Annotated in this window: 22 protein-coding genes; 3 read left to right on the forward strand and 19 right to left on the reverse strand. The window is 67.1% G+C overall.

The window, feature by feature from the left end:
- Positions 1-44: 44 nt before the first annotated feature.
- From ACSYAO_RS21385 to ACSYAO_RS21475, 19 genes are all read right to left on the reverse strand, one after another.
- Complete coding sequence (locus ACSYAO_RS21385) at positions 45-2399, reverse strand: MMPL family transporter (RefSeq protein ID WP_049462293.1); 2355 nt, start codon at positions 2397-2399, stop codon at positions 45-47.
- Entirely contained in the window at positions 2392-3021 is a 630-nt protein-coding gene (locus ACSYAO_RS21390) for an outer membrane lipoprotein carrier protein LolA (protein ID WP_049462292.1), read from the reverse strand. The genes ACSYAO_RS21385 and ACSYAO_RS21390 overlap by 8 nt, the downstream gene beginning before the upstream one ends.
- The gene (locus ACSYAO_RS21395) at positions 3018-3449 is read right to left on the reverse strand and encodes an acyl-CoA thioesterase (RefSeq protein WP_049462291.1); all 432 of its coding nucleotides are present in this window, start codon (positions 3447-3449) and stop codon (positions 3018-3020) included. Before ACSYAO_RS21395 ends, ACSYAO_RS21390 begins: the two co-directional genes overlap by 4 nt.
- Complete coding sequence (locus tag ACSYAO_RS21400; protein ID WP_049462290.1) at positions 3436-4986, reverse strand: HAL/PAL/TAL family ammonia-lyase; 1551 nt, start codon at positions 4984-4986, stop codon at positions 3436-3438. Before ACSYAO_RS21400 ends, ACSYAO_RS21395 begins: the two co-directional genes overlap by 14 nt.
- Positions 4976-5917, reverse strand: a complete 942-nt coding sequence (locus ACSYAO_RS21405; protein ID WP_049424200.1) for an LpxL/LpxP family acyltransferase — start codon at positions 5915-5917, stop codon at positions 4976-4978. The genes ACSYAO_RS21400 and ACSYAO_RS21405 overlap by 11 nt, the downstream gene beginning before the upstream one ends.
- Before the next feature lies 1 nt (position 5918).
- A complete protein-coding gene (locus ACSYAO_RS21410) occupies positions 5919-6689 on the reverse strand; it encodes a glycosyltransferase family 2 protein (RefSeq protein ID WP_049462289.1) in 771 nt (256 codons plus the stop codon).
- Complete coding sequence (locus tag ACSYAO_RS21415) at positions 6679-8364, reverse strand: ApeI family dehydratase (protein WP_049462288.1); 1686 nt, start codon at positions 8362-8364, stop codon at positions 6679-6681. The genes ACSYAO_RS21410 and ACSYAO_RS21415 overlap by 11 nt, the downstream gene beginning before the upstream one ends.
- Positions 8357-8908, reverse strand: a complete 552-nt coding sequence (locus ACSYAO_RS21420; RefSeq protein ID WP_012512473.1) for a membrane protein — start codon at positions 8906-8908, stop codon at positions 8357-8359. The genes ACSYAO_RS21415 and ACSYAO_RS21420 overlap by 8 nt, the downstream gene beginning before the upstream one ends.
- Positions 8909-8930: 22 nt before the next feature.
- The gene (locus ACSYAO_RS21425; RefSeq protein WP_006402206.1) at positions 8931-9188 is read right to left on the reverse strand and encodes an acyl carrier protein; all 258 of its coding nucleotides are present in this window, start codon (positions 9186-9188) and stop codon (positions 8931-8933) included.
- A 17-nt stretch (positions 9189-9205) separates the two neighbouring features.
- Complete coding sequence (locus tag ACSYAO_RS21430; protein WP_005411610.1) at positions 9206-9463, reverse strand: phosphopantetheine-binding protein; 258 nt, start codon at positions 9461-9463, stop codon at positions 9206-9208.
- The gene (locus ACSYAO_RS21435; RefSeq protein WP_006402207.1) at positions 9450-10247 is read right to left on the reverse strand and encodes a lysophospholipid acyltransferase family protein; all 798 of its coding nucleotides are present in this window, start codon (positions 10245-10247) and stop codon (positions 9450-9452) included. The genes ACSYAO_RS21430 and ACSYAO_RS21435 overlap by 14 nt, the downstream gene beginning before the upstream one ends.
- The gene (locus ACSYAO_RS21440; RefSeq protein WP_049398632.1) at positions 10240-10983 is read right to left on the reverse strand and encodes a beta-ketoacyl synthase chain length factor; all 744 of its coding nucleotides are present in this window, start codon (positions 10981-10983) and stop codon (positions 10240-10242) included. Before ACSYAO_RS21440 ends, ACSYAO_RS21435 begins: the two co-directional genes overlap by 8 nt.
- Before the next feature lie 217 nt (positions 10984-11200).
- Positions 11201-12214, reverse strand: coding sequence for a cytochrome d ubiquinol oxidase subunit II (gene cydB / locus ACSYAO_RS21445; RefSeq protein WP_010482330.1), 1014 nt, complete (start codon positions 12212-12214; stop codon positions 11201-11203).
- A gap of 1 nt (position 12215) precedes the next feature.
- Positions 12216-13613 carry a cytochrome ubiquinol oxidase subunit I gene (locus ACSYAO_RS21450; protein ID WP_049462287.1) on the reverse strand — a complete coding sequence of 466 codons (1398 nt, stop codon included), beginning with the start codon at positions 13611-13613 and terminating at the stop codon, positions 12216-12218.
- A gap of 128 nt (positions 13614-13741) precedes the next feature.
- On the reverse strand, positions 13742-14941 hold the full coding sequence (locus ACSYAO_RS21455) for an ABC transporter permease (protein ID WP_049462286.1): 1200 nt from the start codon (positions 14939-14941) through the stop codon (positions 13742-13744).
- A gap of 1 nt (position 14942) precedes the next feature.
- The gene (locus ACSYAO_RS21460) at positions 14943-16241 is read right to left on the reverse strand and encodes an ABC transporter permease (RefSeq protein WP_049462285.1); all 1299 of its coding nucleotides are present in this window, start codon (positions 16239-16241) and stop codon (positions 14943-14945) included.
- A gap of 318 nt (positions 16242-16559) precedes the next feature.
- Positions 16560-16775, reverse strand: coding sequence for a hypothetical protein (locus ACSYAO_RS21465; RefSeq protein WP_012512479.1), 216 nt, complete (start codon positions 16773-16775; stop codon positions 16560-16562).
- The gene (locus tag ACSYAO_RS21470; protein ID WP_049462284.1) at positions 16772-17425 is read right to left on the reverse strand and encodes an RNA polymerase sigma factor; all 654 of its coding nucleotides are present in this window, start codon (positions 17423-17425) and stop codon (positions 16772-16774) included. The genes ACSYAO_RS21465 and ACSYAO_RS21470 overlap by 4 nt, the downstream gene beginning before the upstream one ends.
- 37 nt (positions 17426-17462) lie before the next feature.
- Positions 17463-17792, reverse strand: coding sequence for a hypothetical protein (locus tag ACSYAO_RS21475; protein WP_005414880.1), 330 nt, complete (start codon positions 17790-17792; stop codon positions 17463-17465).
- 167 nt (positions 17793-17959) lie between these two features.
- On the opposite strand from ACSYAO_RS21475, the gene ACSYAO_RS21480 reads away from it, so the two are divergent.
- From ACSYAO_RS21480 to ACSYAO_RS21490, 3 genes are read left to right on the forward strand one after another with little or no spacing between them, the layout of a single operon-like run.
- A complete protein-coding gene (locus tag ACSYAO_RS21480) occupies positions 17960-20329 on the forward strand; it encodes a S9 family peptidase (protein WP_049462283.1) in 2370 nt (789 codons plus the stop codon).
- Positions 20326-20745 (forward strand): NUDIX hydrolase, encoded by a 420-nt coding sequence (locus tag ACSYAO_RS21485; RefSeq protein ID WP_049462282.1) that lies wholly within the window; start codon positions 20326-20328, stop codon positions 20743-20745. The genes ACSYAO_RS21480 and ACSYAO_RS21485 overlap by 4 nt, the downstream gene beginning before the upstream one ends.
- 30 nt (positions 20746-20775) lie before the next feature.
- On the forward strand, positions 20776-21336 hold the full coding sequence (locus tag ACSYAO_RS21490) for a hypothetical protein (protein WP_049398641.1): 561 nt from the start codon (positions 20776-20778) through the stop codon (positions 21334-21336).
- Positions 21337-21362 lie beyond the last annotated feature (26 nt).

Consider the following 21362-nt stretch of genomic DNA (forward strand, 5'->3'; position numbering starts at 1 on the left):
CTTGTTGCTCGATCAGGTGGAAAGAAGGAAGTCGGAAGACAGGTTCAAGCTGGCGGCAGGTCATGTGGCGGCGGCCGGAACAGCGGCGAGATCAGCCAGACCAGGCCGATGCCGAACAGCAGGGTCAGGCCGAACGCGCGCAGCGCTGGGGTCTGCGACAGGCCCAGCAGGCCGAACGACAGCCAGGTGCTGGCCGCGCCCACGCACACTGCCAGCCAGGCGCTGGCATCGCCACGGTGCTCGATCAGGAAGATGCCGTAGTCAATGCCCATGCCCAGCAGCAGCATCAGTGCCAGCACGTTGAACAGCTGCAGCGGCTGGCCGAACAGACCCAGCAGGCCCAGGGTCAAGGCACCGGCAATCAGGGTCGGTGCGAACACGCGCCAGGCCTGGCGGCGGTAGCGCAGCCACAGCGCGCCGAACACCAGCGCGATGCCGACCAGCAGCAGCCCACCCATCAGCTTGCGGTAGTGGCCCAGCAGCGTGGAGAAGTCGGCAGTACGGTCCACCCAGCGCACGCCCGGCAGGCCTTCGGCCGCACCCTGCAGGGTGGCCAGCGCATCGGCGCGCGACAGGTCATCGACCATCACCACGCTGATCATCTGCTCACCGACCTCACCCACCCACAGGTGACGGAACGGCTGCGAGGCCGGCGAGGCCAGGAAGGCTTCGGCGCTGAGTGGTGCGGCCGCGAACTGCGGTCGCTGCAGCGGCTCGCCCACGGCCTCGGACACGGCCGACAGCACGCCGGGTTCCACCCTCGCGGTCAGCGCGGCATCGGCCTGCTGGCGCGACGGCGACGGCAGCCAATCGCTGATCGCGCGATAGCCACCAATGCGCTTGTCGTTGGCCAATACACGCAGGCGTTCGGTCAGCGCTTCTTCGCGCTGCAGCAGCTGCGCGGCATCGGCACCCTGCACCAGGTAGAACTGCGCCGGGCTGGGCATGCCCAGCAACTGGCTCAGGCGGATCTGCTGCGCCATCAATGCCGGCGGCGACGACTGCAGGCTGCGCAGGTCGTCGTTGCTCTGCAGGCGCGCGATGCCGATGGCAGACAGTGCCAGCGTGATCACCACGAACATCGTCACCGCGCGGCGGCCATGCAGGCGCGGGAAACGCTCCAGCGTGTTGCCCAGCCACTGCGAGAAGCGGGTCTGGCGGATCTCGCCACCATCCAGCCACGGGAACCAGAAGATCACCGTGAGGAAGGCGGCAGCCAGGCCGACCACCGAGAACAGCGCCATCTGGCGCAGGCCCGGGAACGGGGCCAGGCCCAATGCCAGGTAGGCCAGCGCACTGGTCAGCAGGGCCAGCCACAGGCCAGGCAGCAGATGCCGCAGCAGTTTCCAGCGACGATCGGCCGGCTCGGCCTGGCGCGAGGCGAACCAGTGAATGCCGTAGTCCTCGGCCACGCCCACCAGCGATGCACCGAACACCAGGGTCAGCACGTGCACCTTGCCGAACACCAGCACGGTCACCGCCAGCGCCACGCCACAACCGATCAGCAGTGAGGCGGCGACCAGCAGGATCGGCCGCAGCGAGCGGAATGCCAGCCACACCAGCAGCAGCACCGCCGCCAGCGACCCCCAACCGATGGTGTTGATCTCCTGGTTGGCCTGCACCGCGGCGGCCTCGGCATGCAGCGGCACGCCGGCGTGCAGGATTTCCAGCTCCGGCGCCGCTGCTTTTGCGGCCTGCCCGGCACGTTCCAGCAGGCCATCGAGATGGCGCTCGCCATCCAGCTGGAACGCCGAGCCGGGCGTATCGAACTGCAGCACGGCCCAGTGCCTGCCCTCGGCTTCAAGCAGGCCGTCATCGCCCAACCGCAGCCCCGACCCCTGCGCCTGCTGCTGCCACCATTGCGGCCACAGCGACAACGGGTCCTGCCGCCAGTCGGTCAGGCGCGGCGCGCCCATCGGGCCGTACAGCGCGGCCAACGCCTGTTCGGCCAGCGCGCCCGGCTCGCTGCCCTGCAGCTGCTCGCGCTGGGCCGGGGTCAGCAGGCGGTCACGGTACGGCGCGTAGAACGCGCGCGCCTCATCGAACCAGCCTTCGATCGAGCCGCTGGGTACCAGCAGGGCGTGATCGGCGTCCTTGGCCATGGCTGCAGCAAACGCGGCCTGCGCACGCTTGGCGGCAGCGCCGTCCTTGCCGCCCAGCAGCACCACCACCTGCCGCGAACTGCCATCGGCAATGCGCCGGGTGACATCGCTCAACAGACGGTCGTGTGCATCCTGCGGCAGCAGGGCGAGGATGTCGGTGTCGATCCGCGATTGCTGGCTCCACAGGTGCCACTGCTGCGCGCCCAGTACCACCAGCACCAGCAGCCAGGCGATGCCCAGCCAGTGCCACCAGCGCCGCAACCGGTCCGGCGCGTTCGATGCTGCACCCTCACTCAAAGCGGCGCGCCTCGTCGGCGTTGAGCGTGGCCGGTGCCTCGCTCAATGCGCTGAACTGGATCTGCGTGCGGTCCTTGTTGGCCTCGACGATCTCGACCTGGCGCACGTAGCGGTCACCCTGCAGGGTCAGCGACTGGAACGCCTTGGCCAGCATCGCCGACTTCGGCGTCAGCCGCAGCCGCCAGCCCTGCCCTTCACGGCTGGCCGCCACGTTGAACTGGCTGGACAGCGCCTGCACGTCGCCACTCATCAGCGCGAACATGATCGCGTTCACCGAACGCATCGCCGGTTGCTGCCGTGCATCGAGTTCGACGCGGGTGCTGCCATCGCGCTGGCGGCTGAGGATGCGGTCGGCGGTGACCACCACCTCGGAGGGGAACGGCTTGAGCGTGGACCAGATCACGCCGTGCTGACGCGCGACCACGAAGCGGCCCTGCGAACGCAGCGGATTCTTGAAGCCGCTGACCTGCTTTTCCTGGCTGAACTGGCCACGCAGCACATCCGGCCGCGCCACCGCCTGGGTGATCGCATCGATGGCCGGATCGGCGGCCTGCACCAGCGGTGCGGCCACCAGCAGCAGCGCGCACAGCAGCGCACGGGCGAAACGGTTCGCTCGGCTCATGGCGCAGGCACTCCCAGGCGTTCCCACAATACCGGCGGGCACTGGTACAGCATTTCCTTGCTGGCAGCGTCCACCGCAACCTGGATGGTCATCGCGCGGGTCAGCACCTGGCCGCTCTGCGCATCGACGATCTCGTACTCGATCTTCAGCCGGTTCTCCCATTCCACGATGCGCGCGATCACGCGCAGGGCCTGGTTGAACAGCAACGGACGCACGTACTTCACCCGCGCATCGACCACCGGCCACAGGTAGCCCGATTCGAGCATCTGCGGGTAGTCGTAGTCGTAGCGGCCGAGCAGCGCGCAGCGCGCGATCTCGAAGTACTTGAAGTAGTTGCCATGCCAGACCACGTTCATCGGATCGCAGTCATGGAAGGCCGGGGTCAGCGAAATCTCGCCGGCCCGTTCGATTGCTTCATTCACCGGCATACAGCTCCCAACGTTGCGCGCGGATCTCCACCAGCAGTTCCCGCAGTTCGCGATCCAGCGCGCGGTCTTCTTCAACCAGGGCGATGCGCTGCCCCAGGTCGGCGTACATGTCGGCCAGACTGCCATGCAGCTGCGCGTTCAGGCCAACCCGTTCGCGCAGCGCCAGGCCCTGGCGGGCAGCGATCAGCATCGCGGCCACTACCTGTTCAGTCAGCTCGATCACGCGCAGGCAATCGCGCGCGGCAATGGTGCCCATGCTGACCTTGTCCTGGTTGTGGCATTCGGTGGAGCGCGAGAACACGCTGGCCGGCATGGTCTGCTTCAGCGCTTCGGCGGTCCATGCCGAAACGCTGATCTGCAGCGCCTTCAGGCCATGGTTGATGGCCGCGCGCGGGCCGGTGGCCGCCGACAGGTTGGCCGGCAGGCCGTGGTTGTAGCGGGCATCGACCACCAGCGCCAGCTGCCGGTCGAGCAGGTCGGCGACGTTGGCCACGGTGTTCTTCAGGGTGTCCATCGCCAGCGCGATGTGGCCGCCGTAGAAATGACCGCCGTGCAGGATGCGCTCGCCGTCAGCATCGATCAGCGGGTTGTCGTTGGCGCTGTTCAGTTCGGTTTCGATCAGCTGGCGCAGGAACGGCAGGCTGTCCTCCAGCACGCCGATCACATGCGGCGCGCAGCGCAGCGAGTAGCGGTCCTGCAGGCGCTGTTCATTGCGCGGCGGACGCTCGCTGTGCAGGTCGCTGCGCAGGCGCGCGGCGATGCGGCCCTGGCCCGGGTGCGGCTTGGCGGCGAACAGGGTTTCGTCGAAGTGATGCGCGTTGCCGTCGCTGGCCAGCACGTTGAACGCGGTCAGCCGCGTGGCCATGCGCGCCAGGTAATCGGCGCGCTGCCAGGCCAGGCAGGCCAGGCCGGTCATCACCGCGGTACCGTTCATGATCGCCAGGCCTTCCTTCGGCCGCAGCTTCAGCGGGGTCATGCCGATCTTCGCCAGCACATCCGCCGCCGGCTGCACGCGGCCGTCGTGCAGCACCTCGCGCTCGCCGCACAGCACCGCGGCCACGTACGACAGCGGGGTCAGGTCACCACTGGCACCCACCGAGCCCTCGGCCGGAATCATCGGCAGCACGTCGTGCTGCAGCAGTGTGGCCAGGCCTTCCAGCAGCGGCACACTGACACCGGACATGCCACGCACCAGCGACGCCAGGCGCGCAGCCAGCACCGCGCGGGTCTCGACCGGGTCCAGGTAACGGCCCAGGCCACAGCCGTGGTAGGTGTACAGGTGGTGCGGCAGTTCAGCCACCAGTGCCGGCGGGATGTTCACCGTGCACGAATCACCATAGCCGGTGGTCACACCGTAGATCACGCCATCCTCGCGCAGCAGGCGGTCGAGGAAGTCGGCACCACGCTGGATGTGCGCGCGGAACGCCGGCGCGTCGCTCAGCGCGGCCTCGCACTGGCGCTGGGCCAGGGCAACCACGTCTTCGATGGTCAACGGTGCATCGCCAAAGCGGCACACGGGTACGGCGTCAGTCGTCATGCGGAGCCTGATCCCAGAAGGGGAAGAAATTGAACCAGTCCAACGGGGACTGGATGACCTGGAGTTCCAGCCAGCGCGCGAAGCGCTGTGCCTGTTCTGCCAGTGCGGCGTCGCGCGAACCACGCGGCAGCACGATGCGTTCGGCGAACTGTTCAAACGCCACGCGATAGCCCTCGCCCTGGTGCAGGCAGGCCATGGTGTAGACCGGGCAACCCAGCGCGGCGGCGAGCACATAGGCGCCGATCGGGAACGGGGCGCGGTGGCCAAGGAAATCGGCAGTGACGCTGCGGCCGCCCTGCACCGGCGTGCGGTCGCCGACGATGGCGACGAAGCCACCGGCCGCCACGCGCTCTGCCAGCATCACCGCCGTGGCCGGGCCCATTTCGGTTACCTGCACCAGCTCCACCGCCGCCAGCGGGTCCAGCCGCTGCAGCAGGCGGTTGAAGCGCTGCGCATGCGCGGTGTGCACCAGCACAGTGATGCGGAACCCAGGCACCTGTTCGGCCAGCACCTGGCACAGTTCCAGGCAGCCGATGTGCGCGGTCAGGATCAGCCCGCCTTCGCGGCGCGCGATCTTTTCCAGCACCAGGTCGCGATGCAGGTGGATGCGTTCGGCCGGATAGCGTCCGCCCAGGCCGAGGATCTTGTCCAGCATCGTGTCGGCAAACGCGAAGAAGTGGCGCAGGCTGTCACCCCGGGTCGGCGTGCGGCCGAGCACGCCGCTGTATGCCTGCAGCCGCTGCAGGTACTGCATCGAGGCCTGGCGGCCAACGCGGTTGCCCAGCCAGTGGCAGGCCACCACCGGCCACACGCACAGGCGGAACGGCCAGCGCCCGAACCAGCGGTGCACCCAGCACAGGAACAGCACGCCGGCCACCGACGTCGATTCGCCGATGTCGGCCCAGTGCGGGGCCCCCTGCGCGGCCGCCATCTCAGCGCTGCCCCCGCAGGCGGCGCCACAGCAGGCGCGGTGCGCGCCAGAGCATGCCGAAGAACAAGCGGGTGTGCATGCGGCTGATGCGCACGTTGTCGCGCCACACATCGAAGTGCGAGACGCCATCGGATGGATAGGTCACGCGCGTGGCCAGGTGCTCGACCGGCAGGTGCCGCCAGTACAGGCGCACCATCACTTCGGTATCGAAATCCATGCGCCGGCCGATGGTCTCTTCGCCGACCAGGCGCAGCACTGGCGGCAGTGGATACACGCGGAAGCCGCACATGGTGTCGCGCAGGTGCAGCGACAGTGTGTTGATCCAGACCCAGATGTGGGTCGCGTAGCGGCCATACAGGCGCGCCTTGGGAACGCTGGCGTCGTAGGCCGGAATGCCACAGATCACCGCCTCGGGATGGGCGCGCGCCGCTTCGATGAAGCGTGGCAGATCGCGGGTATCGTGCTGGCCGTCGGCATCGATCTGCAGCACGTGGCTGTAGCCTCGCGCGCCGGCTTCGGCGAAACCGGCCAGCATCGCCCCGCCCTTGCCCTGGTTGACGTCCAGGCGCAGCAGGTCGACGCCCTGGCGCTGTGCCAGCGAACGCAGTGCTGCCGCGCACGCCTCATGCGAGCCATCGTCGACCAGCAGGCACGGCAGGCCGGCGGCCTGCACGCCGTCGACCACCGCCGCGATGGCGTGCTCGTGGTCGTAGACGGGAATCACCACCAGTGGCGCGAACGCGGCACCGGCACCGGCCGGATCAGTCCGCATCGGCGAAGACCACTTTGCCGCTGGCATGCACACCGTGCCTGGAGGTGTAACGGAAGGCCATCACGTTGCGTGCGGCATCCCAGTCCAGCTGCAGGGTCAGCTCATCGCCCGGGCGGGCCACGTGCTGGAACTTCACCGCATCCATGCGCAGGAACACTGCCGGCATGGCGAACAACTGGCGGCCAAACCGCACCGCCCAGTCCAGCTGGGCCACGCCGGGCAGGATCGCCGCCTGCGGGAAGTGGCCCTGGAACGGCCGCAGCGCCGGGTCCAGGGTCATCCGCAGCGTGGCGCTGGCCGCATCGCGGTGATCCCAGACCGGCACCGGCATCAGCGGCTGGAACAACGCTGCCAGTGCCGCCTGGGTGACCTTGCCCTGTGCGTTGATCGGCAGCGCCGGCACCAGCCGCCAGCGGCGCGGCCGGGTGACCGCGTCATGAGCCTGTGCCAGGCGTGTGCCAAGGCGCTGGCCCAGCGCGCGGCGCGCGGCCTCACCGCCCTCCAGCAGCGTCGGGTCGGCCGGTACCACCACCGCGGCCAGCTGCTCGCGCTGCCCGGGCAGCACCAGCACGCGCACGTCATCCACTTCGGCGTCTTCGCGCAACGCACGTTCCAGTGCATCCAGCGAAACGCGGCGCTCTTCAATCTTGACGATGCGGTCGGCGCGGCCCAGCAGGCGGAAGCGGCCATCGGCCAACGCTTCAACGCGGTCCTGGGTACGCCACCAATCCGGGGTTTCCAGATGTGCGGAGGCCACCGCCAGGCAGCCCTCCTCGATGCGCCACTGCACGCCGGGCAGCGGCTGCCACGGCGGCAGGTCGGTGTCCCAGCGGCGCCAGGCGATGCCGCCGGTCTCGCTGCTGCCAAAGACCTCGGTCGGTGCCACGCCCAGCCACTGCCGCACCTGGCGTGCGGCTTCTTCCGGCAGCGGGCCGCCAGAGGAGAATACCGCGCGCAGGCGGCCATGCAGGCTGGCCCAGTCGAGCTGCCCGGGCAGGCGCTTGAGGTGGGCCGGGGTCGCGACCAGCACCGTATCGGTACCGGCCAGCGCACCCACCAGATCTTCGTGGAAGAACCGGCGTGGATGGATCAGGCGGCCGGCAGCCAGCGGCCACAGCACGCGGAACAGCAGGCCATAGATGTGCTGGTGCGACACCGTGCCATGCACCTGCACGCCTTCCAGCTGCGTGCCGAACGCAGCGTGAAGTGCGTCCACCTCGCGCGTCAGCTGGTCCATGCGCTTGTTGATCGCACTGGGCTGTCCGGTGCTGCCGGAGGTGAACACGCACAGCTCGCAGGCGCGCTCGTCCAGCGCCTGAAGACCCTCGTCCGGTGCGGCGTCCAGCGCCGCCAGCGGACGATAATCGGCGGACACATCGCCTGCGAAACCACTCACCTGCGGCTGCAGCGCCTGCAGCGTGGCCGGCAGATTGTCGGCAGCCAGGAACACCCGCTTGCCGGCATGCCAGGCACCGAACAACGCAGCGGCAAAGGCCACCGCATCATCGAAATACAGGGCCCAGTCACGGCCTTCGGCCGCCGCAAACGCGGCGCGCCAGGCCAGTACGCGCTGGCGGAAGCGGGCGTGGTCGATCACCTCGCCATCGCAGACGCCAACGCTTCGATGCCGCCGCGCCTCCAGCAGCAGCCGGTCCAGGGCAATCCACTCAGCCATGCGCGTGCGCCGCCTTCACCCGCCGCCGCACCAGCCACTCACCTGCGAACAACACGCCCATCATCACGTACGCCAACAATCCGTTGTAGAGCATCCAGACCCGGTCCGACGCGTACAGCGCGGTCAGCAGGGCCAGGCTGCCGTTGAGAACGAAGAAGCCGCACCACACCTGGGTGACGCGGCGGGTATAGGCCACCGCGAACGGGGGCAGGTCCGGTTCCTGCAGCCGTGCCAGGCGTTCCACCAGCGGCGGGCCGAAACGCAGGCTGGTGCCGAATACCGCCAGCATCACTGCGTTGACCAGCGCCGGGTACAGCTTCAGCGGCAGGGCCTGGTTGAGCACAGTGGCCAGCACCGCCAGCAGGCCGGTGCCGGCGGCCGCGGCCCACCACAGCGGCTGACGCGTACTCAGCGCGCGCAGCAGGGCCAGGGTGAACAGCAGCAGCGACAACCAGCGTGGCTCGAAGCGGCCCATCGCCAGGTACACCAGCACCGGGTAGGCCAGCGAGATCGCAGCCACCACGACCGTGCGTGCGCGTGCCATGGTGGAGCCGCCGGCGCTGCGGTCAGGCGGCTGCCTGGTCCGGCAGCAGCCTGTGCACCACATCGACGATGTCCTGCACGGTACGCACAGCCTTGAACGCTTCCGGCTGCAGGTTGCGGCCGAGCAGCGGCTTCAGCTGAACGATCAGGTCGACCGCGTCGATGCTGTCGATGTCCAGGTCGTCGTACAGGCGGGCCTCGGGGGTGATCCGGGCGGTTTCGATCTCGAAGCTGTCGGTCAGGATGCTGACGATGCGTTCGAACAGTTCATTCTTGGTCATGGCAGGTCCTGGCACCGTTACGACTGGCGGGCGGCGACGAACTCGCCGAGCGCGCGCACGCTGGAGAAATGGCGACGGGTTTCTTCCGAATCGGCCGAGAGGCTCACACCGTACTTCTTCTGCAGCGCCAGGCCCAGCTCCAGCGCGTCGATCGAATCCAGGCCGAGGCCCTCGACGAACAGTGGGGCGGTCGGATCGATGTCCTCCGGCGTGATGTCCTCCAGCGAAAGGGAGGAAATGATCAATTCCTTGATCTCGTGCTCAAGTGCTTGCACGGTTCGGATCTCCAGACAGGTCGAAATAACGAGAAAGGTGCTCGGTGACGCGACGGGCTGCCAAGGCATCCCCCCTTGGCGAGTCGTCTTCGGCCAGAAATGGCGCGATCGGGATATCTTCGCCGATCTGCAGCCGAACGTGAAAGCGACGTGAGGGGACACGATACCACTTCTGCCCCTTGGTCAGCGTTGGCGGGCTGCAGGTAATCCGCACCGGGGTGACGTCCAGGCGGCCCCGTACGGCGATGTTGGCGGCCCCGCGCTGCAGCCGCGGCGGCTGGCCCGGCACGCTGCGGGTGCCCTCCGGGAAGATCACCAGGGTGCCGCCGGCATGTACCGCCGCCACGCAGTCATCGACCAGGCCGGCGCCATCGTCATTGGAGATGTAGCCGGCGGCCCGTACCGGGCCACGCATGAACGGGTTGCAGGCCACGGCCCGCTTCACCACGCAGTCGGCGTTGGGCAGCAGCGAGATCAGGCAGACCACGTCGATCAGGGTCGGGTGATTGGCCAGTACCAGCAGGCCGTCGCGCTGCAGGCGTTCACCGCCCTCGATCTCGTAGGTCATCACCCCCAGCCCGCGCATCAGCCGCAGATGGCTGGCGAAGGCGGCCTGGACCACGCGGCGGGCCCGGCGGCGGCGGACCACCGGGTCGCGCATCAGCAGCAGTACCGGCATCACCAGAACGCCGAGCAGCAGGCCGCCCAGGCCAAATGCGACAAAGCTCAGGCCGGTGCCAAACACCCGCCAGGCATGGTCGAGGCGGCGCAGCAGCTCAGCCACGGCGGCTCCAGCGCCAGCGCTGGCCGTGGGCCACGTGTTCCAGCGCCGGCGCGCCGGACAACAGGAACCGGTGCAGGTCCAGCGCATGCGGCAGCAGGCCGGGCGCAGTGCTGGCCTGGGCGTCGGCCGGCTGCCACTGCAGCGACAGCGTCGGCCGGCCCTCTGTCGGGGCGGTCAGGCGCCAGCACCAGGCAAAGAACGGGTCGGGTTCGTCGGCGAACGTCGCGTAAATTTCCGGAAGTGGCGACTCATAGACCACCACCCGCACCTCGCGGGCACCGTCGGCCAGCAGGCCGACGGCCTCCAGGCAAGCCGTCTCCACCGTGGCCTGGCCCGCCGCCAGCGCCAGGTAGTTGCCGCGGTGGCCGCGGGCGATGGAATACAGCGCGGCAATCGCGTTGTGCACGGACAGGCCGAATCCGGTCGGCGACAACGGCTGGTCGCCGACCAGCGCGCCCAGCAGGTCCATCGAACGGGCCACGTCGCCGTGGCGGCTGGCGAACACCAGCGGCACGTCACTGTCGGCGCCCTGCCCGTCCTCGCACCAGCACGCGGCCTGGATCGCCATCCGGCCCAGCCGCTCGATGCGGCGGCGCTGCATCGCCGGCACTTCGGCCAGCGCCGGCGTGTCCGCGCCATGCGGCGGGTACGGCGCATCGGCCCAGCCCAGCCACTGGCTACGCTCACTCAGGCCGGGCGCCCAGGCGGCCCAGTCGACGATGGAGAATTCGATCATTTAGCGATGGTGCTTCAACGGGAGAACGATAGGCACGAGCCATTACGGCGACGCGCGGCGGCCCCCCGTTCCTGCAGCCGTGCGTCCGTCCAGGACGTCGCCGGCTGCCCCCCTGGCCGCCGGAAAGGAGCGCACGCTAGCACGTCCCGCGCAGGGTGTGCAGGTTTCACATTCCCCAACAGGGGGCCCGGCACCGGCAGGCCCCGTGTTCAATCGATCAGTGGTAACCGGTGTCGGCGTGCACCTTGCCGCGGAATACCCGGTAGGACCACGCCGTATAGCCGAGGATGACCGGCAGCAATATGACCAGCCCGACCAGCGTGAAGCCCAGCGACGACGCCGGCGCGGCGGCCTGCCACAGGGTCATCGACGGTGGCAGCAGATAAGGCCACATGCCCAGCACCAGGCCGAGGAAGCCGAGCACGAACAGGGCCAGGCTGAGCAGGAACGGCGGCAGGTCACGGCGCGGGTGGGTGGCACTGCGCCACAGCGCGGCGGCTACCGCCAGGGTCAGCAGCGGCACCGGCGACAGCCACCAGAAGTTGCCGTCGCTGAACCAGCGATCCATCAACCGCGAATCGAGGAACGGCAGCCAACTGCTGACCAGGCCCATCGCCGCGATCACCGCCACCACCAGTGGCCGGGTCATCTGCCGCGCCAGCGCCTGCACGCGCCCTTCGGTCTTCAGGATCAGCCAGGTGCTGCCCAGCAGCGCATAGCCGGCCACCAGCGCGGCACCGGTCAGCATCGCGAACGGGCTGAACCAGGCAAACGGCCCGCCCTGATAGACACCGTCCACCAGCGGGATGCCCTGCACCAGGGTGCCAAGGATCACGCCCTGGGCAAACGTGGCCAGCAGCGAACCGAGGCCGAACGCCACGCTCCACAACCGGCGCGATCGATGCGCCTTGAAGCGGAACTCGAAGGCCACGCCGCGGAATACCAGCGCCACCACCAGCAGCAGCACCGGCAGATACAGCGCCGACAGCAGCACCGCATAGGCCTTGGGGAAGGCCGCCAGCAGGCCAGCGCCACCGAGCACCAGCCAGGTCTCGTTGCCGTCCCAGATCGGCGCGGCGGTGTTCATCATCAGGTCCAGTTGTTCCTCGTCCTCGGCGAACGGGGCAAGGATGCCGATGCCGAGCACGAAGCCGTCCAGCACCACGTACATCAGCACGCCGAAGCCGATCACCGCGAACCACGCCACCGGCAGCCAGGTCATCAGGTCCATGTCAGCGCTCCTCCAGCGGTTCATCGGCGGCCGACAACGGACGTGCCGGGGTATGGCTGCCATGGTCCAGCGACGGCCCCTCGGCATACGGCTGCGGCCCGTGGCGCAGGATCTTCACCAGGTACCAGATGCCCCAGCCGAACACGAAGGCATAGCCAACCACATAGACACCCAGCGACAACGCCGTCATCCACGCACTCTGCGGGCCGACCGCATCAGCGGTGCGCAGCACGCCATACACCACCCACGGCTGGCGCCCCATCTCGGTGACGAACCAACCCGACAGCAGTGCGATGAAACCGCTGGGCAGCATCCAGTTCCAGCCGCGCAGCAGCCACGGCGAATCCAGCAGCTTCCTGCGCCACAGCTGGAAAGCCGACACCCAGGCCAGCAGCAGCATCAGCGTGCCCAGCCCAACCATGATGCGGAAGGCGAAGAACACCGGCGTCACCGGCGGCCGCTCGCTGGCCGGCACCGAGGTGAGCGGATCGAAGGTGCCGTCCAGGCTGTGGGTGAGGATCACGCTGCCCAGCTTCGGGATGGCGACTTCGAAGTCGTTGCGCTCTTCCTTCTCGTTCGGCAGCGCGAACACCACCAGCGGTACGCCCTCGCCTTCCTGGGTTTCATGCCAGTGCGCTTCCATCGCCGCGATCTTCATCGGCTGATGCTTGAGCGTGTTCAGGCCATGCATGTCGCCGACGAAGATCTGTACCGGCACCGTCAGCGCCGCGAACGCCACCGCCGCGATCAGCATGCGCCGTCCGGCCTCGACATGTGTGCCCTTGCGCAGGTACCACGCGCCGACGCCACCGATCACGAAACAGGTGGTGATGAACGAGCCCAGCGCCATGTGGGCCAGGCGATAGGGGAACGAGGGGTTGAACACCACCTGCCACCAGTCCACCGGATGCACGATGCCGTTGACCATCTCGTAGCCGGCCGGTGTATGCAGCCAGCTGTTGGACGACAGGATCCAGAACGTGGAGAACAGCGTGCCCAGCGCCACCATGCAGGTGGAGAAGAAATGCAGGCGCGGCGAGACCCGGCCCCAGCCGAACATCATCACGCCGAGGAAGCTGGCTTCCAGGAAGAACGCGGTCAGCACCTCATAGGTCAGCAACGGACCGATGACCGTGCCGGCCACCTCGCTCAGCCGCGGCCAGTTGGTGCCGAACTGGAAGGCCATGACGATGCCGCTGACCACGCCCATGCCGAACGACACGGCGAAGATCTTCTGCCAGAAGAAATACAGCTCGCGCCACACGGGCAACTTCGTGCGCAGCCACCGCCATTCGATGAAGGCCAGCCAGCTGGCCGTACCGATGGTGAAGGCGGGGAACAGCACGTGGAAACTGATGACGAATCCGAACTGGATCCGGGACAACAACAACGCGTCCAAGGGACGCCTCCTGCCTGTGACCGGTGGGATACCGGACCACTTTAGGAGGATTTCGTTAAGGTGGGATGCGACCGGGTGACGCGCTGCTTCACTTTGTCGCAGGGAAGCTGGATGACAGGATGAACGGGCTACAGGGGCTTCAGCAGGGTCAAGGGCGGCTCCTTGGCGATTCGCAGGGCCCGGGGTACCAGTGCAGTCAAGCAGGCCGCCATCACCAGCACGACAGCGCTCGATATCGATAACCACAGTGAACCTGTGATGCCATCCTGTGGCGGCCCTATCCACTGCAACGACAACGCGCCGAGCAGGGCGCCCAGTGTGGTGAACAGTGAAACTTCGAACATGATTTCGGCAAAGATCACTGAGCCGCGAGCACCGAGTGTCCGTCGAACCCCAATGGAGTGCCGGCGCCGATCAAGCCAGGCGCCTACGACTCCGGAAACCCCGGCCATCAGCACACCGAGAACGATGGCCGTCATGACCGCGAGCACGGTCGTAGCGAAGCGATCAGCTTTGACGTAGGCGTCGCGATATCCCGCCAGCGTCTCGACACCGGTCGAATTCACGATCCGATAGGGCCGCTGTAGCGCATCGACAGTGCGATCAAGCGATGAACGATCAACCTCCGACTTCCACTTCGCCAGATAATAGCGACTGGCGCCCGTGGGAAGGCCCGGTAGCAGCGCCCATTGCGAGTCCCGCTCATTGCCTCCTGGTGCCGGTCCAGCAACAGACGCAAATACGCCCACGATGACCCGGCTGCTGCCGGGGCCGAAATACAGGTGGCGGCCAACAGCACTCTCCGTTCCGAACAGACGGGCAGCCAGCGCTTCACTGATCAGCACTACCGGAGCACCTTCAGCCATGTCGTCCTCTGTGGCATCCCGTCCCAGGACGATTCCCGCGCCCAGCATCGCCAGCAAGCCAGAACTGGCAGTTGCCACGGGAATGCGATCACATCCAGCAACGTCTGTCGTACCCGCGTTCATCGAGTACGCCATGGCCGACTCGCTGGTGCACACGCCGTATCGATGGGCTCTTCCCCCGAACGGAACAGCGTCGCTCACAACCGTGTCCTGAACACCGGGCAGCCGGATCGCGGACAGGTCTGCCCGCAGCACTGCAGCATCAGCGCCTTCTTCGACATCCGAGACCCTGACCACACCAATCGATACTGCGTCCCGGATGCTGCGGGTGTTCAATCTGGCGAAGCTGTCCAGCACAGATTGCAGTGCGAACGCACATGCCAGGCTTGCAAGCGCAGCCTGCACTGCAAGCAGTGCGGCGCTTCCCAGATGTCGTCGAGTCTCCCTCATTGATTCGAACATTTCAGGCAGCCCCCTTCGCGAAGGCACTCGACAGTGAGCTGACCCTGCAGATTTCAAACGATGGGACCAATGAACAGAGCAACGTCGTGACGACTCCCAGACCAGCCGCCATCAGCATTGCCCCGGCATGCATCGCTGTTATCGCGCTGGGCAGAACGTCTCCCGCAGCAACCACCCGTATTCCCAGCGTATAGGTGACGACAGCGAGCGCACCGCTTGCGACGCCCGCCGCGATGGATTCCCACATGAGCTGGATGAACACGTCTCGGCGTCGTGCTCCCAGTGCACGTCGTATCGCGAGCTCCCGCCGACGGCGCCCCAGACTGAAGCTCAGCAGCGCCGCCGCGTTGACGATGCACACGCCGAGCAGGATCAGCGACAACCGAAGCTGCATCCTGGCCTGCTCCGGAACCAATCCCAGCCTGTCCAGCCAATCCATCAACGGCCAGAGTGCCACCTGCTGGGCGCCTGGCTCGATCCGAAGCCCCTTTTCATGCGCATAGGCGTTCAGACTCGCGCGGTAAGCGGCGACATCGTCTGCGGTGGGCAGCCACGCCCACAATTGAAGCCAGGAAACATTGGCCCCTGCAGGATCCGTGTCCTGGTCACCACCCCAGATCGCCGTCCCGTCCACAACGGTCAGCTTGTCTGCGATTGCGGTTTCAAGCGGCAGGTAGATCTCGTCAGGCTCCACAAACGGTCTGCGCGCGAGGTCTCCCTGAAACATAGGCACCGGATGCCAATCCTCCGCGACACCCACCACGGTATAGGTGCGTCTGCCCAGGTCCAACTGATGACCAACACAGCCCTGTGCACACTCGCGCTCTGCGAGCGCACGCGACAGAACCACGATTCGACTCGCAGCATGCCCCTCCTCGGCGGTCCATGCGCGCCCTTGAACAACGGCAATGCCGAGGACACTGAAGACTTCGGACGTGGCGAACCTGGCGCGCAATCTTGCGCTGGGCTCTCCCGGCCGGGAGAGCGTCACCGCGCCCCCTGCCATTGCTGCCTGCTTCCACGTCCGGCCTTGGTTCAGAAGCACCTTCGCGTCTGGCCAGGTCAGTGACTGACCAGGATCCGGAGAGCCACTGCGCAGTGCATCTGGACGCGCGTCAAGGTAAGGGCGGAACAGTGCCGAGCTCCGGCCTGGAGCGGGATCCGACGATGCCTGGAGAACAATGGAAAGCATCACGGTGGTGATCCCTACCCCCGCACCCAGCATGAGAGCGATTGCCAGATGAGTGCCGACTCGCTGCTTGAATCGGGCAAGCGAAAGCTGGACGTAGTAGAGCATCATCCAACTTCATCCGGCATTGGCTTACTCGCGCACCTGTCCATGTGATTCTCACTCCATGCCTGTGGAAGCTGATGGTTGAGAATCTCTGATTGTGAAACTACGCCTCAAGTGGAGACATGGGATTTGCAACTTTCCTCAGGAAACACACGCAGCTCGTAGGTCCTGGATAGAGCCATCGCCATCGACGACGAGACCGAGGTGACGGAATCTGACGCGGAAAACCAACTGTCGATTTGCAGATAACGCCCGATGCCTGGCCATCTGATCAGGTGTTGGAGGAAAAAGCGTCCAGAATCAGGTGCAGGCGTCAGCGTTCTTCTAGACCCAGAAATACCACACAGCCGCCGCCACCAACGCTCCCAACAACACCACCTGCACCACCACATAACCCACGCCACTGTCGCGCGATTCAGCGGCAATGCGCTTCTGCAGGGCCTCGCTCACATCCGGCGTTTCTTCCTGCTGCGTCTGCTCACGCAACGCCTGCGCCAGCGCGCGTTCTTCCGCATCGCGAGGGTCGGTCGATGGGCTCACAGCAGTTCTCCGGCGGCGGCATGCCGCGTCAGTTCCTGCTTCAGGACCTGGCGCGCGCGGTGCAGGTGGCTCTTGATGGTACCGCGTGCCAGCCCGGTCACCTGCTCGATCTCGACCAGGTCGAAGTCCTCCAGGTAGTGCAGGCCGACGATCAGGCGCTGCGGTGCACTCAGCCGCTCCAGCGCCACGCCAAGATGGCGCCCCGCCTGCAGCGCCTCGCTCAGTTCAGCCGGCCCCGGTCCTTCATCGCCGATTCCCAGTTCCTCCGGCACCTCCACCGCCACCATCCATTGCGCCTCCAGCCGCCGCCGGCGCAGGTGCTGCAGCGCGGTGGTGTAGGCCACCCGGGAAATCCAGGTGCGCAGCGAGGATTCAAAACGAAAGCGGTGCAGCTGGCGGAACACGGCCAGGAAGGTCTCCTGCAGCAGGTCGGCCACCTGATCGCGGTCGCCCACCATGCGCCCGATCACATGTGCGCAGGTGCGCTGATGTGTCTCGACCAGTTGCGAAAACGCCGCCTGCGAGCCATCGATGATGGCCCGCACCAGGGCCTGGTCCGCATCCAGCGGTGCGGCGGGTGCCGCCGTCGCCGCTGCATCATGGCGGCGACGGCCCCGCAGTGCCGACAATGCTTCGCCGAGCAGGCTCATCTGCGGGGCGCCCCCTGTGCCCGTGACATGGGCCGGCTCAGCCCTTGCGTGCGGCGGGGCGGGTGAAGTGCCAGGCCAGCAGCTGGCCCAGGCCAGCACTGCCGACCAGCGCGGCGGCGGCGCCAAAGGTCAGGTCACGGGCACCGATGGCTTCCAGCAGGGCCATGGCCAGCGCCAGGCAGACCAGGCTGATGCCCCAGCGCAGCGCGCCCTGGCGGCGGCGCTCTTCTTCCAGCACCGCCAGCGAGCGGATCACTTCCTCCGGCACGTGCGGGGCCACCAGCTTGCTGCGCGCGCGCGCATCGGCAATGGCATGGATCGCGTAGGCGATGCAGATGAAGAGGGTGATCGGGATCAGTTCCTGCATGGTCGGGCTCCGGTTCGGTGGATGATGCGGGTTCAGAAGGATGGATGCGCAACCCCGGCAACCGGTTGCACCACTTTGCCAATCCCGCTGCCATGACCTGTGGCCCCTGCCCCGGGCCCTTGCGGCTGCTACGCTTGCCCGGTTTCCTCTTCTGGTGCCGTCCGCCCATGTCCCGAGTGCTGCCCCTGTCCCTCCTGCTGTCGGCCGTGCTGGCCGCACCGGCTGCGCATGCCGCGCCGACGCCGATCACCATCGAACAGGCCATGGCCGACCCGGACTGGATCGGTCCGCCGGTCGAGAAGGCCTGGTGGTCGTGGAACAGCCAGCAGGTGGAATACCAGCTCAAGCGCAGCGGCAGCCCGGTGCGCGATACGTTCCGCCAGCCGGTGGCGGGTGGCGTGGCCGCACAGGTGGCCGATGACCAGCGCGGCACCCTGGACGTGGCCGAGCCGGTCTACGACCGCAGCCGCAGCCGCAGCGCCTTCGTCCGCAATGGCGACGTGTTCGTGCGCGACCTGCGCAGCGGCGCGCTGACCCAGCTGACCCGCAGCAACGAGCGCGCGGGCAACGTGAACTTTGCTGCCGACAATGGCGTGATCTGGCGCGTTGGCCAGAACTGGTTCCACTGGACCGCCGCGAGCGGCGTGCAGCAGGTGGCCAGCCTGAAGGCCGAGAAGGATCCGCGCACGCCGCCGAAGGCCGACGTGCTGCGTGACCAGCAGCTGCGCACGCTGGAAACCCTGCGCCGCGACCGTGACCAGCGCGAAGCACTGAAGGACCAGGACCAGCGTTGGCGCCAGGCCGACCCGACCCGCGCGCCGGGCCCGGTGTACCTGGGCACCGACGTGGAGATCGCCGACAGCGTGCTGTCGCCGGACCTGACCCACCTGATCGTGGTGACCAAGCCGAAGGACTTCGATGACGGCCGCGGCGGCAAGATGCCGCTGTACGTGACCGAGTCGGGCTACGAGGAAACCGAAGACACCCGCACCCGCGTCGGCCGCAACGGCTTCGAGCCGCACACCCTGTGGTATGTGGACGTGCGCACCGGCAAGGCCGAGAAGGTCTCGCTGTCCAGCCTGCCCGGCATCGCCACCGACCCGCTGGCCGAGCTGCGCCGCAAGGCCGGCAAGGATGCGCTGAAGGGCGAGCGCAGCCTGCAGGTGATGAGCGACTTCATGGGCGGTGGCATTCGCTGGAGCCCCGACGGCCAGCAGGCCGCAGTGATGCTGCGTGCCAACGACAACAAGGACCGCTGGATCATCAGCGTCAACGCTGCCGATGGCCGCGTGCAGAACCGTCATCGCCTGACCGACAACGGCTGGATCAACTGGGGCTTCAATGATTTCGGCTGGATGGCCGATGGCCGCACGCTGTGGCTGCTGTCGGAGGAATCGGGCTTCTCGCACCTGTACACCCAGGCCGGCACGGCCAAGCCGCAGGCGCTGACCAGCGGCAAGTGGGAAACCTCGGCGCCGGTGCCGTCGGCCGATGGCAAGGGCTTCTACTTCCTGTGCAACCAGCAGGCGCCGCATGACTACGAAGTCTGCGCGGTCGATACCGGCAGCCGCCAGGTGCGCGAGCTGACCAGCCTCAACGGCGTGGAAGACTTCTCGTTGTCGCCGGACGGCCAGCAGCTGCTGGTGCGCTATTCCGGCGCCTACCTGCCGCCGCAGCTGGCCGTGCTGCCGAGCACCGGTGGCCAGGCCCGCGTGCTGACCGACACCCGCACCGCCGACTACAAGGCGCGCCAGTGGATCCAGCCAAAGCTGGTGGCAGTGCCGTCCAAGCATGGCGCCGGCGTGGTCTGGGCCAAGTACTACGAACCGGAAAACAAGGAACCGGGGAAGAAGTACCCGATTGTGATGTTCGTGCACGGCGCCGGCTACCTGCAGAACGTGCACCAGCGCTACCCGGCCTACTTCCGCGAGCAGATGTTCCACAACCTGCTGGTGCAGAAGGGCTACATCGTGCTGGACATGGATTACCGCGGCAGCGAGGGCTACGGCCGCGACTGGCGTACGGCGATCTACCGCAACATGGGCCACCCGGAACTGGAAGATTACAAGGATGGCCTGGACTGGCTGGTCGACACCCAGCAGGGTGACCGTGACCATGCCGGCATCTACGGTGGTTCCTACGGCGGCTTCATGACCTTCATGGCGCTGTTCCGCTCGCCGGGTACGTTCAAGGCCGGCGCCGCGCTGCGCCCGGTGGTCGACTGGCACCAGTACAACCATGGCTACACCAGCAACATCCTCAACACCCCGGACATCGATCCGGAGGCGTACCGCGTGTCCTCGCCGATCGAGTACGCGCAGAACCTGCAGGACAACCTGCTGATCGCCCACGGCATGATGGATGACAACGTGTTCTTCCAGGACTCGGTGAACCTCACCCAGCGCCTGATCGAACTGCACAAGGACAACTGGTCGATCGCACCGTACCCGCTGGAGCGCCACGGCTACGTCCGCGCCGATTCCTGGCTGGACCAGTACAAGCGCATCCTCAAGCTGTTCGAGCAGAACCTGAAGTGAGCAACGCCGCGGCCACGATCCATATCGTGGCCGCGGTCATCCTGGATGACCGCGGCCGGGCGCTGGTGGTGCGCAAACACGGCGCCAGCCGCTTCATCCAGCCCGGCGGCAAGCCCGAACCCGGCGAAGCACCGCTGCAGGCGCTGGCGCGTGAACTGAATGAGGAACTCGGCGTGCAGCTGTGCGTCGAGACCGCCGTCGCGCTGGGCACGTTCGAAGACTGGGCGGTGAACGAGCCCGGCCACCGCGTGCAGGCCCAGGCCTGGTGGGTGCAGGTGGACGGCATGCCACAGGCACGCGCGGAGATCGCCCAACTGGCCTGGGTGCCGCTGCAGCCACCGCACGGCCTGCCCTTGGCACCGCTGAGCGAACACCATATCCTGCCGGCCGTCGCCACCCGGGTGACGGCCCGCTGAGCGCGCCGGCACCGATTGCAAGGACACCGGATGTCAATGTCGATCCCGCCGATTCCTTCGCTGGTCCAACCGACCTATCACGCCTGGGTGCGCCCGATCGCACACGCCTCGTTCTGGCTGTCACTGCTGCTCACGGTCTACTTCGTGATGCAGGGACTGCTGCTGTGGCCGCTGCACAACCTTCCGATCTGGCACCTGGTTGAGAGGGAAGTACAACTCCAGCACCTGCACAGCCTGATCTGGCTTCTGGCGCATCCGGTGGCCGCGTCGATGATCGTCGCACTGCTGTGCCTTGCCTCGACGCTGGCCAGCTGGGGACTGCTGCGCGAGCGCAGCTGGGGCCTGTGGAGCTTTGTGGCCATCCTGCTGATGAGTGCATTGACCAACTTTGCGATCGCCGGGTGGCTGGACGTGTTCATGCGCGACGTCATCCCGTTTCTCTCCGACGACGCCGTCCTGCAACAGGAACTCCATCTGAAGCGCTGGTTGATCACGCTGACCATGGTGGCCATGTCATTCGTACTCCTCGGCCTGCAGGGCTGGCTGGCCTGGCGCCTGCTGCGACCAGACATCCGCTCGCGCTTCCACTGAGCCACACCCCTTTCCCGCACGACAAG

Origin of the sequence: Stenotrophomonas sp. STK16_22 (assembly GCF_051984505.1) — a bacterium.
Taxonomy (GTDB): Bacteria; Pseudomonadota; Gammaproteobacteria; order Xanthomonadales; family Xanthomonadaceae; genus Stenotrophomonas; species Stenotrophomonas maltophilia_A.

Coding starts and splice junctions, on each gene's coding strand:
- ACSYAO_RS21390 (WP_049462292.1), bottom strand. CDS start 3,021: ATGAGCCGAGCGAACCGTTTCGCCCGTGCGCTGCTGTGCGCGCTGCTG.
- ACSYAO_RS21395 (WP_049462291.1), bottom strand. CDS start 3,449: ATGCCGGTGAATGAAGCAATCGAACGGGCCGGCGAGATTTCGCTGACC.
- ACSYAO_RS21400 (WP_049462290.1), bottom strand. CDS start 4,986: ATGACGACTGACGCCGTACCCGTGTGCCGCTTTGGCGATGCACCGTTG.
- ACSYAO_RS21405 (WP_049424200.1), bottom strand. CDS start 5,917: ATGGCGGCCGCGCAGGGGGCCCCGCACTGGGCCGACATCGGCGAATCG.
- ACSYAO_RS21410 (WP_049462289.1), bottom strand. CDS start 6,689: ATGCGGACTGATCCGGCCGGTGCCGGTGCCGCGTTCGCGCCACTGGTG.
- ACSYAO_RS21415 (WP_049462288.1), bottom strand. CDS start 8,364: ATGGCTGAGTGGATTGCCCTGGACCGGCTGCTGCTGGAGGCGCGGCGG.
- ACSYAO_RS21420 (WP_012512473.1), bottom strand. CDS start 8,908: ATGGCACGCGCACGCACGGTCGTGGTGGCTGCGATCTCGCTGGCCTAC.
- ACSYAO_RS21425 (WP_006402206.1), bottom strand. CDS start 9,188: ATGACCAAGAATGAACTGTTCGAACGCATCGTCAGCATCCTGACCGAC.
- ACSYAO_RS21440 (WP_049398632.1), bottom strand. CDS start 10,983: ATGATCGAATTCTCCATCGTCGACTGGGCCGCCTGGGCGCCCGGCCTG.
- cydB (WP_010482330.1), bottom strand. CDS start 12,214: ATGGACCTGATGACCTGGCTGCCGGTGGCGTGGTTCGCGGTGATCGGC.
- ACSYAO_RS21455 (WP_049462286.1), bottom strand. CDS start 14,941: ATGTTCGAATCAATGAGGGAGACTCGACGACATCTGGGAAGCGCCGCA.
- ACSYAO_RS21460 (WP_049462285.1), bottom strand. CDS start 16,241: ATGATGCTCTACTACGTCCAGCTTTCGCTTGCCCGATTCAAGCAGCGA.
- ACSYAO_RS21470 (WP_049462284.1), bottom strand. CDS start 17,425: ATGAGCCTGCTCGGCGAAGCATTGTCGGCACTGCGGGGCCGTCGCCGC.
- ACSYAO_RS21475 (WP_005414880.1), bottom strand. CDS start 17,792: ATGCAGGAACTGATCCCGATCACCCTCTTCATCTGCATCGCCTACGCG.
- ACSYAO_RS21480 (WP_049462283.1), top strand. CDS start 17,960: ATGTCCCGAGTGCTGCCCCTGTCCCTCCTGCTGTCGGCCGTGCTGGCC.
- ACSYAO_RS21490 (WP_049398641.1), top strand. CDS start 20,776: ATGTCAATGTCGATCCCGCCGATTCCTTCGCTGGTCCAACCGACCTAT.